The 13,042-nt window shown below is 39.6% G+C and carries 20 protein-coding genes; 16 read left to right on the forward strand and 4 right to left on the reverse strand.

Translation table 11 applies throughout. From position 1 onward, the window contains the following. The first annotated feature begins 144 nt into the window (after positions 1-144). Positions 145-1,458: a UDP-N-acetylglucosamine 1-carboxyvinyltransferase gene (gene murA / locus FJQ98_RS03650; protein ID WP_053596438.1), complete on the forward strand. Its 1,314-nt coding sequence runs from the start codon at positions 145-147 to the stop codon at positions 1,456-1,458. 181 nt (positions 1,459-1,639) lie between these two features. On the opposite strand, the gene FJQ98_RS03655 is transcribed toward murA, so the two are convergent. Further along, positions 1,640-2,056: a hypothetical protein gene (locus FJQ98_RS03655; protein WP_143115004.1), complete on the reverse strand. Its 417-nt coding sequence runs from the start codon at positions 2,054-2,056 to the stop codon at positions 1,640-1,642. Positions 2,057-2,260: 204 nt separating this feature from the next. Here FJQ98_RS03655 and FJQ98_RS26635 point away from each other — a divergent pair, with 204 nt between their 5' ends. The 4 genes from FJQ98_RS26635 (at position 2,261) to FJQ98_RS03670 (ending at position 4,313) form a co-directional block, all read left to right on the forward strand. Then, positions 2,261-2,863, forward strand: a complete 603-nt coding sequence (locus FJQ98_RS26635) for a SpoIID/LytB domain-containing protein (RefSeq protein ID WP_246494282.1) — start codon at positions 2,261-2,263, stop codon at positions 2,861-2,863. Between the two features lie 24 nt (positions 2,864-2,887). Beyond that, positions 2,888-3,142, forward strand: coding sequence for a hypothetical protein (locus FJQ98_RS26640; protein WP_246494285.1), 255 nt, complete (start codon positions 2,888-2,890; stop codon positions 3,140-3,142). A gap of 37 nt (positions 3,143-3,179) precedes the next feature. Further along, positions 3,180-3,845, forward strand: a complete 666-nt coding sequence (locus FJQ98_RS03665) for a M23 family metallopeptidase (protein WP_053596435.1) — start codon at positions 3,180-3,182, stop codon at positions 3,843-3,845. 207 nt (positions 3,846-4,052) lie between these two features. Then, the gene (locus FJQ98_RS03670) at positions 4,053-4,313 is read left to right on the forward strand and encodes a sporulation transcriptional regulator SpoIIID (RefSeq protein ID WP_010858004.1); all 261 of its coding nucleotides are present in this window, start codon (positions 4,053-4,055) and stop codon (positions 4,311-4,313) included. An 85-nt stretch (positions 4,314-4,398) separates the two neighbouring features. On the opposite strand, the gene FJQ98_RS03675 is transcribed toward FJQ98_RS03670, so the two are convergent. Beyond that, positions 4,399-4,593: a hypothetical protein gene (locus FJQ98_RS03675; protein ID WP_143115001.1), complete on the reverse strand. Its 195-nt coding sequence runs from the start codon at positions 4,591-4,593 to the stop codon at positions 4,399-4,401. Positions 4,594-4,856: 263 nt separating this feature from the next. Here FJQ98_RS03675 and mreB point away from each other — a divergent pair, with 263 nt between their 5' ends. From mreB to FJQ98_RS03725, 10 genes are all read left to right on the forward strand, one after another. Further along, positions 4,857-5,852 (forward strand): rod shape-determining protein, encoded by a 996-nt coding sequence (gene mreB, locus FJQ98_RS03680; protein ID WP_053596434.1) that lies wholly within the window; start codon positions 4,857-4,859, stop codon positions 5,850-5,852. A 21-nt stretch (positions 5,853-5,873) separates the two neighbouring features. Further along, the gene (locus FJQ98_RS03685; RefSeq protein ID WP_053596433.1) at positions 5,874-6,707 is read left to right on the forward strand and encodes a flagellar hook-basal body protein; all 834 of its coding nucleotides are present in this window, start codon (positions 5,874-5,876) and stop codon (positions 6,705-6,707) included. Positions 6,708-6,732: 25 nt separating this feature from the next. Beyond that, complete coding sequence (locus tag FJQ98_RS03690) at positions 6,733-7,572, forward strand: flagellar hook-basal body protein (RefSeq protein WP_053596432.1); 840 nt, start codon at positions 6,733-6,735, stop codon at positions 7,570-7,572. 44 nt (positions 7,573-7,616) lie between these two features. Then, positions 7,617-7,901: a DNA-directed RNA polymerase subunit beta gene (locus FJQ98_RS03695; RefSeq protein WP_053596431.1), complete on the forward strand. Its 285-nt coding sequence runs from the start codon at positions 7,617-7,619 to the stop codon at positions 7,899-7,901. 163 nt (positions 7,902-8,064) lie between these two features. Continuing rightward, positions 8,065-8,502, forward strand: a complete 438-nt coding sequence (fabZ, locus tag FJQ98_RS03700) for a 3-hydroxyacyl-ACP dehydratase FabZ (protein WP_053596430.1) — start codon at positions 8,065-8,067, stop codon at positions 8,500-8,502. A 173-nt stretch (positions 8,503-8,675) separates the two neighbouring features. After that, positions 8,676-9,059, forward strand: coding sequence for a hypothetical protein (locus tag FJQ98_RS03705; protein WP_053596429.1), 384 nt, complete (start codon positions 8,676-8,678; stop codon positions 9,057-9,059). A gap of 108 nt (positions 9,060-9,167) precedes the next feature. Continuing rightward, on the forward strand, positions 9,168-9,584 hold the full coding sequence (locus tag FJQ98_RS03710) for a hypothetical protein (RefSeq protein ID WP_053596428.1): 417 nt from the start codon (positions 9,168-9,170) through the stop codon (positions 9,582-9,584). 135 nt (positions 9,585-9,719) lie between these two features. Then, positions 9,720-9,941, forward strand: coding sequence for a hypothetical protein (locus tag FJQ98_RS03715; protein WP_143114998.1), 222 nt, complete (start codon positions 9,720-9,722; stop codon positions 9,939-9,941). Further along, positions 9,856-10,170, forward strand: a complete 315-nt coding sequence (locus FJQ98_RS03720) for a hypothetical protein (RefSeq protein ID WP_143114995.1) — start codon at positions 9,856-9,858, stop codon at positions 10,168-10,170. The genes FJQ98_RS03715 and FJQ98_RS03720 overlap by 86 nt, the downstream gene beginning before the upstream one ends. A gap of 27 nt (positions 10,171-10,197) precedes the next feature. Further along, positions 10,198-10,419 carry a hypothetical protein gene (locus FJQ98_RS03725; RefSeq protein ID WP_053596426.1) on the forward strand — a complete coding sequence of 74 codons (222 nt, stop codon included), beginning with the start codon at positions 10,198-10,200 and terminating at the stop codon, positions 10,417-10,419. A 44-nt stretch (positions 10,420-10,463) separates the two neighbouring features. Here FJQ98_RS03725 and FJQ98_RS03730 read toward each other — a convergent pair whose 3' ends face one another. Both FJQ98_RS03730 and FJQ98_RS03735 read right to left on the reverse strand, forming a co-directional pair. Then, positions 10,464-11,444 carry a nuclease-related domain-containing protein gene (locus FJQ98_RS03730; protein ID WP_075807317.1) on the reverse strand — a complete coding sequence of 327 codons (981 nt, stop codon included), beginning with the start codon at positions 11,442-11,444 and terminating at the stop codon, positions 10,464-10,466. Positions 11,445-11,771: 327 nt separating this feature from the next. Next, on the reverse strand, positions 11,772-12,197 hold the full coding sequence (locus tag FJQ98_RS03735) for a YwpF family protein (protein ID WP_053596425.1): 426 nt from the start codon (positions 12,195-12,197) through the stop codon (positions 11,772-11,774). A gap of 321 nt (positions 12,198-12,518) precedes the next feature. Here FJQ98_RS03735 and FJQ98_RS03740 point away from each other — a divergent pair, with 321 nt between their 5' ends. After that, complete coding sequence (locus tag FJQ98_RS03740) at positions 12,519-12,941, forward strand: single-stranded DNA-binding protein (RefSeq protein WP_053596424.1); 423 nt, start codon at positions 12,519-12,521, stop codon at positions 12,939-12,941. Positions 12,942-13,042 lie beyond the last annotated feature (101 nt).

Genomic DNA, 13,042 nt, shown 5'->3' on the forward strand with positions numbered 1-13,042 from the left:
ATGCCTTAAAATAGTGATTTGGATACTTGAACGAGCGTAAGAAAAGTTGTACTATAGAGTTGTTTGTTTACTGATTATGACATTATACTTCTTTTTAAAATAAAAATTCGATAGATTAATAGATTGAATTCGGAGGGACATAGGGTGGAAAAAATAATAGTGACTGGCGGCCAACAACTACAGGGAAAAGTACGCGTAGAGGGCGCAAAAAATGCAGTGTTACCAATCCTGGCGGCGGCTTTACTTGCCTCTAAAGGAGAAAATGTAATTAAAGAAGTCCCTAACTTAGCAGATGTTTATACAATTAACGAAGTACTTAAAAGTCTAAACGCGGCTGTTACATATATACCAGAGGATAATACAGTATATATAGATACAACAAAAGAACTTTCTAGTGAAGCTCAGTTTGAATATGTCAGTAAAATGCGTGCATCTATTTTAGTGATGGGTTCTTTACTTGCTCGAAATGGCTATGCTCGTGTTGCTTTACCAGGGGGCTGTGCAATTGGTTCCCGTCCAATTGAGTTACATTTAAAGGGCTTTGAGGCTATGGGAGCAAAAATCTCTTTTGGTCATGGATATGTAGAGGCGAAAGCGGAAGGGCGTTTAAAAGGTGCAAATGTGTATTTGGACTTCCCTAGCGTTGGAGCAACAGAAAATATTATGACAGCTGCAGCTTTAGCTCAAGGAACTACTGTGATTGAAAATGCAGCGAAAGAGCCTGAAATTGTAGATCTTGCAAACTTTATTAATAGTATGGGTGGTCGTGTCATCGGCGCAGGTACGAATACAATTCGTATCGAAGGAGTCGATACATTATATGGAACAGAACATCATATTATTCCTGACCGTATTGAAGCTGGCACATTTATGGTTGCAGCAGCAATTACAAAAGGGGATGTAACGATTGTAAACGCTGTTCCTGAGCATATGACAGCATTAATTGCAAAGATGCGTGAAATGGGTGTAGAAATTACTGAGCTAGATGAGGGCATCCGTATACGTGTTTCTAAAACATTAAAAGCTGTCGATATTAAAACAATGCCACATCCAGGCTTCCCGACAGATATGCAATCCCAAATGATGGCCTTGATGTTAACGGCTGAAGGTACGAGTATTATTACGGAAACGGTTTTTGAAAATCGTTTTATGCATGTTGAGGAGTTCCGTCGTATGAATGCCGGTGCTAAAATAGAAGGACGTTCTGTGTTTATCGAAGGGCCAGTAAACCTTCAGGGTGCTGAAGTAATGGCGACTGATTTACGAGCTGCGGCTGCACTAATTTTAGCAGGTCTTGTATCTGAAGGTGTGACTAGAGTTACAAAACTTCATCACTTAGATCGTGGTTACGTCGATTTCCACGGCAAGCTAGCTGCACTTGGCGCAAATATTGAACGTGTACCAGCTGAGGATATTGTCATCAAAGAGAAAACAACTGTTGAATTACCAACAAACTAAATAGATTTCCAAACCCTTTGCTTACAAGCAGAGGGTTTTTTCTTCATATTATGTGAAAGTGAAGCGACAGCCACGTAAAAGGCAAGAACGGCACCATGTAAGAGGATGTTAGTTTCTATTTGGCGTTTTTTAGAGTTCATCATCAAAAGTTGGGGATGCCCTATGTTAAAACGTATGCCATTTATATAAGTTGATTGGAGTGAAGGCTGGGCGACACAATAAAGTAAAAAGATTCACACACAGTTTTATGTGTGAATCTTTTTTTGCTCTTTGGAAGGCGTATGTCGATAAAATTCAAAAGTTGGGTGATAAAACACGAAAGTTTGTCGATAAAATTCAAAAGTTGGGCGATAAAACGTAAAAGTGTTCCGATAAAACTAAAAAGTTGGGGAGGAACGAAGGCTAAAAACATCACTTCCTGTGATAACGCCTTCGTGACCAATATCATGCTGTTGCTACACACAGATAAAACCATTTTGCTGCAGTGCGCTTTCGCCCAAAAGATATCTGTTGCTGCCGGTGCGCTTTCGCCCAAAAGCCATCTGTTGCTGCCGCAGCGCTTTCGCACAAAAAACACTTGTTGCCATAAGCGGCTCATCGAACGCCCCTAGGAAAGCGCTCAGTCGGCCTCACGTTATGGTGATGAGCCATTTTCATACAGCCCTCCTAATCATGTTTTCCTATGCATACCGAAGCTTCCTTCGTCAACGTCAAACATATTTTGAAGAGCTCTAGCATATTATTCCTTATGAAAAAATGGATAATGAGTATAGGCATAATTTGTTTGATTGGAGCATTATATATGCTTCCTATGGCGTTTAGTGAGAGACGTACCGCTGAGGATTCATCTTCAACAACAGAGAAGGCTTGCGAAATATTCATAGAAGTGGAGGGACAACAGGAGAAAATCCCTTTAGAAACTTATGTGACAGGTGTAGTAGCTGCTGAAATGCCTGTTGCATTTAAAAAAGAGGCATTAAAAGCGCAGGCTATTGCAGCAAGAACATATGCGTTGGAATCGACAAATTACGGTAAAATAGCTATCGCTCCTACTGTTGCTAGACAAGTTTTTTACAATAAGGAGCAAAGAAAAGAGAATTGGACTAGCAATTTCCCGGGGAATGAAAAGAAAATTGTCGAGGCCATTAACGAAACGAAAGGACAAGTTCTTCTATATAATAATGAATTAATTACGGCAATGTTTCACTCTACTAGCAATGGTAAAACAGAAAGTGCCTACGGTTATAGTGGCAATGATCTACCATATTTACAAAGCGTTGCTAGTATATCTGATCAGTCATCACCAAAGTTTTCAGCAATAAAAGAATGGACATTAGCTGAATGGAATGCATTGTGGCCTGTTAAATGGCAGACAAGTGATTTCAACCGTGTACAGTTTTTTTAAAATGATTCAGGACGTGTTGAGCGCATGCAGCTAGGTAAGAATGTATGGTCAGGGAGAGAAATTCGAACACTTTTACAAATACCATCAACTGATTTTAAGATTTCATATGATGCTACTACTAAAAATGTACAGGTTAGCACGAAAGGATACGGGCATGGGGTAGGAATGAGTCAATATGGTGCAGAGGCTATGGCAAGTGATGGAAAAACTGCTGCCGAAATTTTACACTATTATTATCAAGATATTGAGATAAAAACGATAGATGCATGTTTAAAATAACTTCTAGTTGTTCACACTGCAACTAGAGGTGATGAAAATGAGAGAGGATAAAAATAGTAAAACTTCTCAAAATCAAAATGAAAAAGGTCAATTACAGAAGAAACCATGGTTTTGGCCAGCTGTTTACGGTGGTGGTGCTTTAATGCTAGCAGGGATGCTATTTGGTTACAATAGTCTCGTATCAAAAGTAGAAGAGGCTCCGTTACCAGAGTTAGCAGAAGTAGATTCAGGTCCTGTAGTTGAAACAAATGCACGCGCAGAAAATATGAAGTACCCATTCAAGGAAGCAGATCATAGTAAAGTCCAAGTTTCACAAGAGTTTTATGAAGTAGAGGCGAATGCAGAGTCACGTGAAAATGCACTAATGGTATTTAATCAAACATTTACGACATCTTCCGGTATTTCTCTTTCTATGAATGGTGAAGAATTCGAAGTACTTGCTGCTATGAGTGGTAAAGTACTAGAAGTTAAACTAGATGCATTTACAGGCAATAAAATTGTCATTGAGCATGCAGATGGTAAGCAAACACATTATAGCTCTGTAAAGGACATTGTTGTGAAGGAAGGCGATGAGGTAACACAAGGTCAAGCACTTGGAAAAGCGACTGAAAATGAGTGGAACCAATCAGCTGGCGTTCACTTGCATTTTGAAGTACTTGAAAACGGAAAATATATTAATCCGAAAAAATTACTAGCCTTTTAAGAAAGTTCGTAGATCTCCAATGACAGTAAATGATAACTTTCAAGTGAGAGAAACGAATACTAAAAAATGCATAAAAAATCAGTTTTTATCGTGAAAATGTAAAACGTGTTCTGAATAGCTTTGTCCTCACATAAGGTGAAGAAATGCGCAGACGTGCATCTGATGCCAAAAGCCATTTTGTGAAATTGTGTGGAAAGGACGAAGAACGTGCACGAGCACATTCGGAAGCGCTGCATACGCCTCGGTGAATTATTGATTGAGACGCGTGAAACTGTGCGTGTCCTCGCGAAAATGACAGGTTATTCAAAAAGTACGGTGCACAAGGATTTAACAGAGCGATTGCCAACAATTCATGAAGGATTAGCTGAGCAAGTGAAGGAAATTCTCGCCTACCATAAGGCCGTACGTCATATTCGTGGAGGAGAGGCAACGAAAAACAAGTGGAAAGAAAGAGCGAGTCAAGAATGATTCGTTCTTTTTTTATTGTAAAGGACAAGTTAGATAATTATTTCCTACATATTAAGAATTCTAAAAAAACAGCCATCTTAAAAGGCTACTCACCATAACGTAGAATTGATTTCCGTTGCGACTTGGCGCTTTGTTGTTGCTGACGCTTCGCTTTCGCACAGATAAAACATTGTTGCTGACGCTTCGCTTTCGCACAGAGCAAAGCTTCCAGGGGGCGTTCGATGAGCCGCTTCACTCGCGTTGCTCGCTCCAGGGTCTCATCTGTGACGCTAATCCCCAAGGAGTCGCCCAGTCGAAACGAAGATCAACTTATTCATATAACATATGTTTAAAAAATGTCATCTCAAGCTTTCGATGATGAACCATATAAAAAAATGTTTAAACGATTTCTTCTTTTCTAGAACTGTTCATATAATTGAAAGAAAACAAGTTCTATTCACTAAAATTAGGTGAAATTACCAATAGAATATGATAAAATATTCTAGATAAACAGATAAAATGAACGTTATGTAGTTGGAACTGGCGGGAAGGAGAAATTATAAAATGTTTTCGAAAGATATTGGCATTGACTTAGGAACTGCGAACGTATTAATACACGTTAAAGGTAAAGGAATCGTCCTAAATGAACCATCTGTTGTGGCGATTGATAAAAAGACAAATAAAGTATTAGCGGTAGGGGAAGAGGCCCGCCAAATGGTAGGACGCACGCCAGGGAATATAACTGCAATTCGTCCATTACGAGATGGTGTCATTGCAGATTTTGACGTGACAGAAGCCATGCTAAAACATTTCATCAATAAATTAAATGTAAAAGGATTTTTAGCTAAGCCACGTATTTTAATTTGCTGTCCAACGAACATTACTAGTGTTGAGCAAAAAGCTATCCGTGAAGCTGCAGAAAAATCAGGTGGAAAAAAAGTATACTTAGAAGAAGAACCAAAAGTAGCTGCAATTGGTGCAGGCATGGATATCTTCCAACCTAGCGGCAATATGGTAGTCGATATTGGCGGCGGAACAACAGATGTTGCAGTCCTATCAATGGGTGATATTGTAACAAGTGAGTCCATTAAGGTAGCAGGAGACATTTTTGATAATGATATTTTGCAATATATTAAAAAAGAATATAAATTGCTAATTGGTGAACGTACTGCTGAAGCGATAAAAATAACAGTTGGTACAGTCTTTAAGGGCAGCCGAGACGATTCAATGGACATTCGTGGTCGTGATATGGTGACAGGTCTACCACGTACAATAACAATTCACTCTGAGGAAATTGAACGTGCATTACATGAATCGGTTGCAATGATTGTCCAAGCTGCAAAAAATGTTTTAGAAAAAACACCACCAGAGCTATCAGCTGATATAATTGATCGTGGGGTAATTATTACTGGCGGCGGTGCATTACTACATGGTATGGACCAGCTATTAATCGAAGAATTAAAGGTACCTGTGTTCATTGCAGAGCAACCTATGGATTGTGTAGCAATTGGTACAGGCATTATGCTTGAAAATATTGATCGAGTGCCCGCATCCTTATAAAAATTTAATGAGGTGATTCCTTTGTTTAAAGGGTTTTATACAGTTGCAACTGGTATGATTGCACAACAAAGACGTACAGAATTACTAACCAATAATTTATCAAATGCGAATACACCAGGGTTTAAGGCAGACCAATCAACAATTCGCTCATTTCCCGACATGCTCATGTCAAGTGTAGGAAAAACAAATGCATCTGCTAAGGAGCAAGCAGGCTCTCAATATATGAGTCAAGTTGGCGCATTAAATACAGGGATTTATATGCAAGAAACATTACCAAATTACATACAAGGCCAAATCTATAGCACTGATTTCACGACAGATATGGCTTTGATCGATGGAAACTTACCGCAAAATGAAGACGGCACTGCTGGATCTATTTTCTTCCGTTTAGCACATCCAGATGGTGGCGAGGCATATACACGCAACGGGAATTTTACATTAGATGGTCAAGGCTACTTAGTAAACCCAGAAGGACTGTATGTGCTATCAGACAGAGGTCAACGCATCCAGCTACAGAATGATGATTTTCGTCTAGATGAGAACGGGGCAATTTATGTTAATAATCAACAAGTAGCACGTGTTGGAGTATCATTTGCAACGAATCCGAACATGCTACGTAAACAGGATAATGGCTTAATTCGTACAGAAAACGGTGAGAACTTACCGACTGCTTACGGTGCCAATGGCGTATCCTTTACACTGCGTCAAAATTATCTAGAGGGCTCAAACGTAGATTCTAGTCGCACAATGACAGATTTAATGACAGCGTATCGTGCTTTCGAAGCTAACCAAAAAGTGTTACAGGCTTATGATCGCAGCATGGAAAAGGCTGTCAATGAAATCGGAAAAGTATAATAGGCGAACAGGAGGCGTTTGATCAATGCTACGTACAATGATTACTGCCACAAACACAATGGGGCAATTACAAAATAGACTAGATACAATTAGTAATAACATTGCCAATAGCAATACACACGGCTTTAAATCACAAGAAGCTACATTCAATGAACTGCTTTATCAACAATTCAATAATGATAAGCAAGACCGTGCTGACCGACAATCACCTATTGGCATTCGTTATGGTTCAGGTGCAATGCTTGGACAAATCCAATCAAATCAAAAGCAAGGCTCCCTACAAACAACAAATCGCGACCTTGATTTCGCTTTCACAAAATCCAAGCAATATTTCAATATTTTAATGCCAGAAGGTGAAAATGGCACAAAAACAGTGTATACTCGTCAAGGTGACTTTTATTTATCACCAATAAATAATGGAACAGTAATGGTTGTAACTGCAGATGGATATCCATTAGCAGATTCAAATGGACAAGCTATTACATTACCGGATAATGTAAAAAGTTTCGCGGTCCGTGATGGGGGCGTATTAGAGGCATCCTATCCAAATGGAGATATTATTCGTACTGATTTAGCAGTGACAGAGTTTCAAAAGCCACAGCTAATGGAGCATATTTCTGGCTCCTATGTTGGATTGCCAAATAACCTCGCTCAGCTTGGCTATACACAAGCTGAAGTTGTCACTGAATTACGAGGAGCAAATCGTCAGCAAATTGGCTTGCAAAGCGGTGCGCTCGAAATGTCGAATGTAGACCTTTCAAAGGAAATGACGGATTTAATCCAGACACAGCGCTCTTACCAATTCAATGCAAGAGCGGTAACTTTAGCAGACCAAATGCTTGGGCTCATTAATGGTATTCGATAGTAAATCCATTATTACTGTTTAAGGAATGAAGAGGAGTACAATCTATGACAAACGATTCAAGTCGACGTTCTGTGCAAACAAAAGAAACCGATACGCCACCAGAAGAGAAAGAACAGGGCTCCAATGGAGTGCAACGAGAGGTTCGATGGGTGCAAATACGGCTGATTCCGATTTGGCTACGCGTTGTACTTATTATCGTCTTAGTTGTTGTTGCCGCAATTTTAGGTGCAATGTTTGGCTACAGTGTTATTGGACAAGGTAAGGCCATGGACGTATTCAAACCAGAAACATGGCGGCATATATTTGATATTATGAATGGTAAAGAATAATATTATTCTTTACCATACTTTGTGTTTATATAATTATTTATCTTCATTCAGCAAATTTTTTCTGTAGCGAAAGCGAAGCGACAGCTACAAATGTTTTCTGTGCGAAAGCGAAGCGACAGCTACAATTACGCCAAGGCGAAATTGATATTAAGGGGAAAAAGAAATGTTAACAGCAGAACAAATTCAAGAAATTTTACCACATCGTTATCCTTTTTTATTTGTAGATCGTATCGTTGAATTAGAAGAAGGGAAGCGTGCTGTCGGTTTAAAAAATGTCTCCATCAACGAAGACTTTTTTAATGGGCATTTCCCAGGCTATCCAGTAATGCCAGGCGTTTTAATTGTAGAGGCGCTAGCACAAGTTGGTGGAGTAGCATTACTAAATGCAGATGAATTCAAAGGTCGTCTAGCTTTCTTGACGGGTGTTGATAATTGTCGTTTCAAACGCCAAGTAGTACCAGGAGATCAACTCCGATTAGAAGTAGAGTTCGTGAAACTACGTGGAGCAATGGGCAAAGGTCACGGTGTGGCGACAGTCGATGGGGAGCTAGTATGTGAAGCCGATATTCTATTTGCTATTGGACCCGTGCAACCAAAATAAGCTAATTTGCAATTAAAGGCAGAAAGATATAAAATAATTTATGTCGAATAGTATCTTTGCTGTTAATCTTTTTAACAGTTTATTTGTTTCTATAAAATGCAATGGCATATAGAGATTGTGAATTGAATACATGTAATTTTAGTTTTTTTTTTAAACATAGGAGGATTATATAGATGTATAAGGAATTGTCTTCAGGTGTTAAAATTAGCATTACGCGTTCGATTTCAACATCTTTTGAATCATACTTAGCAAGTATTGATTGGAAAGAAGAGCGTTTTTCTATGGAAGACTTTATTGCTAGCTGGCAGACTTATTTTCAAGAAAATGCCGCATGGATCGAAAAAATCCCAGCAGATGTTTTAATGAGTACTGAATTCCATGAAGAAATGGCGCAAAAAATCGATGAAGTAATTGCAAAAATTTTAAATGAAGAACCAACAGCAAAGCAAATCGAAACAATCGAGGCCTTGCAAAAAGAGCTAGGTACAAATTATAGCTACGACTGTAAAGCAGAAGCAGCATACATTGAACAGTTGTTAAAAGAAAAACAAAAATAGTTTGTACAAAAATCGGATAGTTCCCTCCTTTCCCGGGCAATCTATGTAGGATCACAAATGCACACGTTGTATTTGATGACATAGCACCCATGAAAGGAGGTTTTTTCTATGTGGAAAATGTCATTTTTGGCCATCATTCTTGCTACTCTATTCCTTGGCGGTTGTAACTGGGGAAACAGAGCGGTTGAAACAAGACCAGTGGAGAATGTTAAGCACGACGTTCGCCGAGGTGTTGATAAAGTAGAAGACGTTGTAGAGCCAACTAGACGACATGACGTTTACAATCGTGACGTGAACGGTGTCAACCGTAACACAGTCATTCCAGAAGCCGCAGCACCAGGAACTACAGTACCTAGAACTGGAACTGGAACTACAGTACCTGGAACAACAACAGTACCAGGAACAAACGCTGATTTAAATGGTACAAATGGCTACAACAACGTTCCAAATGCTAACGGCGTGATTAAAGAAAAGGTTGTCGAAGAAAAAGTAGATGTCCGTAAAAACAACATGACTACACGATAATATAAAAAAGAGTGTTTCCAACAACGGGAACACTCTTTTTTGAATCGCGGAAGGGAGGTGTAACCTTTGGGCGAGGGAGAATGCTTGCGCGAGCGTGTAAGGGAAGTGTAACCCCGGGCGAGGGAGAATGCATGCTTGCGGAAGAGAAGCGAAACCTCGCGTGAAGGTGAATACCCGCGGAAGGAGGATGAATACCCGCGGAAGGGAAGGAAATACCCGCGGAAGGGAGGAAAATACCCGCGGAAGAGAGGGAAATATCCGCGGAAGGGAGGTGAATACCCGCGGAAGAGAGGTAAATACCCGCGGAAGAGAGGTAAATACCCGCGGAAGGTGGAAATACCCGCGCGAAGAGGGTGAATACCCGCGGAAGGGAGGTAAATACCCGCGGAAGAAAGGTGGAAATACCCGCGGAAGGGAGGAAAATACCCGCGGAAGGGAGGAAAATACCCGCGGAAGAGAGGTAAATACCCGCGGAAGGGAGGTAAATACCCGCGGAAGAGAGGTAAATACCCGCGGAAGGTGGAAATACCCGCGGAAGAGAGGAAAATACCCGCGGAAGGTGGAAATACCCGCGCGAAGAGGGTGAATACCCGCGGAAGAGAGGTAAATACCCGTGGAAGGTGGAAATACCCGCGGAAGAGAGGGAAATACCCGCAGAAGAGAGGAAAATACCCGCGGAAGAGAGGTAAATACCCGCGGAAGAGAGGGAAATACCAGCGGAAGAGAAGGAAATACCCGCGGAAGGTGGAAATACCCGCGGAAGGGAGGAAAATACCCGCGGAAGAGAGGTAAATACCCGCGCAAAGAGGGAAATACCCGCAAAAGGAAAGCGTAACCCCACACACATAGGATGAATACCCACAAAAGCAAAGAAACTCCTCATGAAGAGCGGAAAAAAGGCCTCATATATTCCACTAAATTTTCAGGTAAATGGTAAACACGATTTTTATAAGATCCTGTAAAGGGAAATTGGAATTTTTTAAGTATGCGATTTGCAGCATCACTGGAATGAATATTGAAAAATTCACGTAACTGTTTGTTGGTAATTGTTGATCTAACTAAGTATCGATAATCTTGTAAGGCCTCAGCAAAAATTTCTTCGCTTGCATAGTGACAGCGCGAGCAGATCCAAATACCTCGAGCATAATGCATTTGAGACTTATATTGGCAATTAGGACAAAGCACGCCTTGACGAAATCGTGAAGGATCAAGAGGAGCCGGAGTTTTCGATGGCTGATGCCTATTAAGAAGTTGTTGAACAAATTGAGTTAACTGTTTATCGCTTAAAATAGCTTGTGAATATTTTTTGAAAAGGGAATGAAGATGTTTTTGAAGTCCTGAAACATGGAAAATCGGAATTGTCTTTGGGTGACCTGCAATGATAGTAGAGGGATTAGAAATGATGACTGCACCCTCAATGGGGAGAGAATAGTTTTGAGAAATAACTTTAAGAAATTGCAAATGTCTTAGGGTCTGAGTAATGGCATTCGGAAATCCTTCAACTGTTCCGTCTGGCTTCGTACGAATACATTGATGAGTAATATCGTCAAAATCAAGACGTCCGCTGATATTTTTGATCTCAATTACTAGCATAAAATTAGTGCAAATGAAAAGTGTATCTAGTTGATGTGAATGCTGTGCGGAATTCATTAAAATCAAATTATGCATTACGAAAAAAGTATAGGGGGATACTAATTCAAGCCATTCACGATCAACTTTCCTTTCACCAGCAAAGCCTGCATCGACTCTTCGCAATCGTTCATGATAATAGCTAAAGTCTGGATCCTCTTCTGACAACCTCCTTTTTAAAGCCTCAAGCCACAATAATTTTAAGGGCCTGTCCCTAATAGCAATATTCAAGTGTTTTTTCCTCCTCTAATTTTTAAATCGTATTTTACATTAAAATCTCTACCTGTCCAATAAAAAAGAGGAAACAAGGGCACTGAAAAACTAAAGAAATTCATTTTTATAAATCTGTCTTTTGTTGGATTTAAAAATTCAAAAAAGTCGATTTGCATCACATTTTTTGTGGCAAATCGACTTTTTCAGTGCGCTTGGTCAAAACTGATTAAAATCTTAAAAAGCGCGAGAAATCAATTTTAGAAACGTTGATTTCTCGCGCTTTTCTGATATGAAATTTTTTAAGTTTGCTTTGAAAATATACTTATGTCCCTGCCCAAATCAATCTCAATCATTTTTCAGCTTCGGTCGTTCCTTCATATCATGTGAGAAGCGGTCTAATAGCTTATCTAAAGTAACGCCCTCAGCTAGTAGCTCGGCTAATAATTGCTCGGCATATTTGGAGCGTTTTATCTTTAGTGTCCCTTTTAAAAGTACAGAGATGTGCTCGCCAATTTCTTGAACTGTATGTACGACAACCTGGAAAGGAGCAGGCTCATTATCTGGAAATGAAATAACTGCACGTACATTAAAGACAGTAGCATTCGCTAAAAGTTCATCAAAAGTTGAACGATATTGTCGGTCCATAAACAGTTCGAGAATCCAAGATTGATGGCTGTTTTCCTGGTTAATAATAATACCATCGACTAAAGGAAATGGTTGCATGCCATCTTTTGTGACAATGTCAAAGGAAAGCATTTTAAATGTTTTCATTATGTAATATCCTCCTAAGTCGGTCATCTTTTTTAGTATAACATATTCAAATAGCCCTTGTTTACGATAGGGTCAATGCTGTTTGTGTTCGCAAATTCTACAAAAAGATAAAAACAGCGAAAATGCATATTTCAACAATTAGCATTTGCTATTACAGCCAAAAGCATTCAGTTCGAGAAATGATTAAATTATTGAAAAGTAAAAATCTCAATATAACCAATTTATGATTTAAAACTGAAGGAAATGATAAAAATCGACTTTTGCCAATGCTGGATTCATTCTTGTAAGATGAGAGCAATCAAAAGCAAAGGAGGTGAATCAATGAACCAAGTCGGGCTAGTCGGAAGGTTAACGAAGGATCCTGTATTACGACACTTATCTGGAAATCGCGTGCAAACACATTTTTCTCTAGCCATAAATCGCAATTTCAAAAACAGTCGTGGGGAAGTGGATGCTGACTTTATTCTTTGTACAGTATGGGGAAAGCTTGCAGAGCATATCGTCAAATATTGCGGAAAAGGCTCATTAGTTGGGGCAAATGGCCGTATTCAATCAAGGTCATTTTTAAATGAAGAAAGCACAAAGGTTTTTATAACAGAAGTAGTCGTAGAAGATGTCCGATTTTATCAGCTTAAGCCAAGGGATAGTGACGAGGCTATTGTGCCGCCAAAGCCACCTGATGAGCAGGACGGCTTAAAGGATTTTGTACTACCTGAGGAAGAAGTACAATTACCAGTAGTATAGCATTCTAAACGTACATACGGAGCAAGTGACAAGTTGTCTGATCCGCCATTCTCCTTTTATTACTTGCACCGTAATTTAATTTAGAAAGGAATGATGTATAC

The organism is Lysinibacillus agricola, from assembly GCF_016638705.1.
GTDB lineage: Bacteria > Bacillota > Bacilli > Bacillales_A > Planococcaceae > Lysinibacillus > Lysinibacillus agricola.

Bases quoted from the DNA above. Each gene is read 5' to 3' on its own strand.
- FJQ98_RS03735 (WP_053596425.1), bottom strand. From the start codon at position 12,197: ATGAAAACATTTAAAATGCTTTCCTTTGACATTGTCACAAAAGATGGC.
- FJQ98_RS03690 (WP_053596432.1), top strand. From the start codon at position 6,733: ATGCTACGTACAATGATTACTGCCACAAACACAATGGGGCAATTACAA.
- fabZ (WP_053596430.1), top strand. From the start codon at position 8,065: ATGTTAACAGCAGAACAAATTCAAGAAATTTTACCACATCGTTATCCT.
- FJQ98_RS03695 (WP_053596431.1), top strand. From the start codon at position 7,617: ATGACAAACGATTCAAGTCGACGTTCTGTGCAAACAAAAGAAACCGAT.
- FJQ98_RS03665 (WP_053596435.1), top strand. From the start codon at position 3,180: ATGAGAGAGGATAAAAATAGTAAAACTTCTCAAAATCAAAATGAAAAA.
- FJQ98_RS03710 (WP_053596428.1), top strand. From the start codon at position 9,168: ATGTGGAAAATGTCATTTTTGGCCATCATTCTTGCTACTCTATTCCTT.
- mreB (WP_053596434.1), top strand. From the start codon at position 4,857: ATGTTTTCGAAAGATATTGGCATTGACTTAGGAACTGCGAACGTATTA.
- FJQ98_RS26640 (WP_246494285.1), top strand. From the start codon at position 2,888: ATGCAGCTAGGTAAGAATGTATGGTCAGGGAGAGAAATTCGAACACTT.
- FJQ98_RS26635 (WP_246494282.1), top strand. From the start codon at position 2,261: ATGCTTCCTATGGCGTTTAGTGAGAGACGTACCGCTGAGGATTCATCT.
- FJQ98_RS03705 (WP_053596429.1), top strand. From the start codon at position 8,676: ATGTATAAGGAATTGTCTTCAGGTGTTAAAATTAGCATTACGCGTTCG.
- FJQ98_RS03655 (WP_143115004.1), bottom strand. From the start codon at position 2,056: ATGAGCCGCTTATGGCAACAAGTGTTTTTTGTGCGAAAGCGCTGCGGC.
- FJQ98_RS03740 (WP_053596424.1), top strand. From the start codon at position 12,519: ATGAACCAAGTCGGGCTAGTCGGAAGGTTAACGAAGGATCCTGTATTA.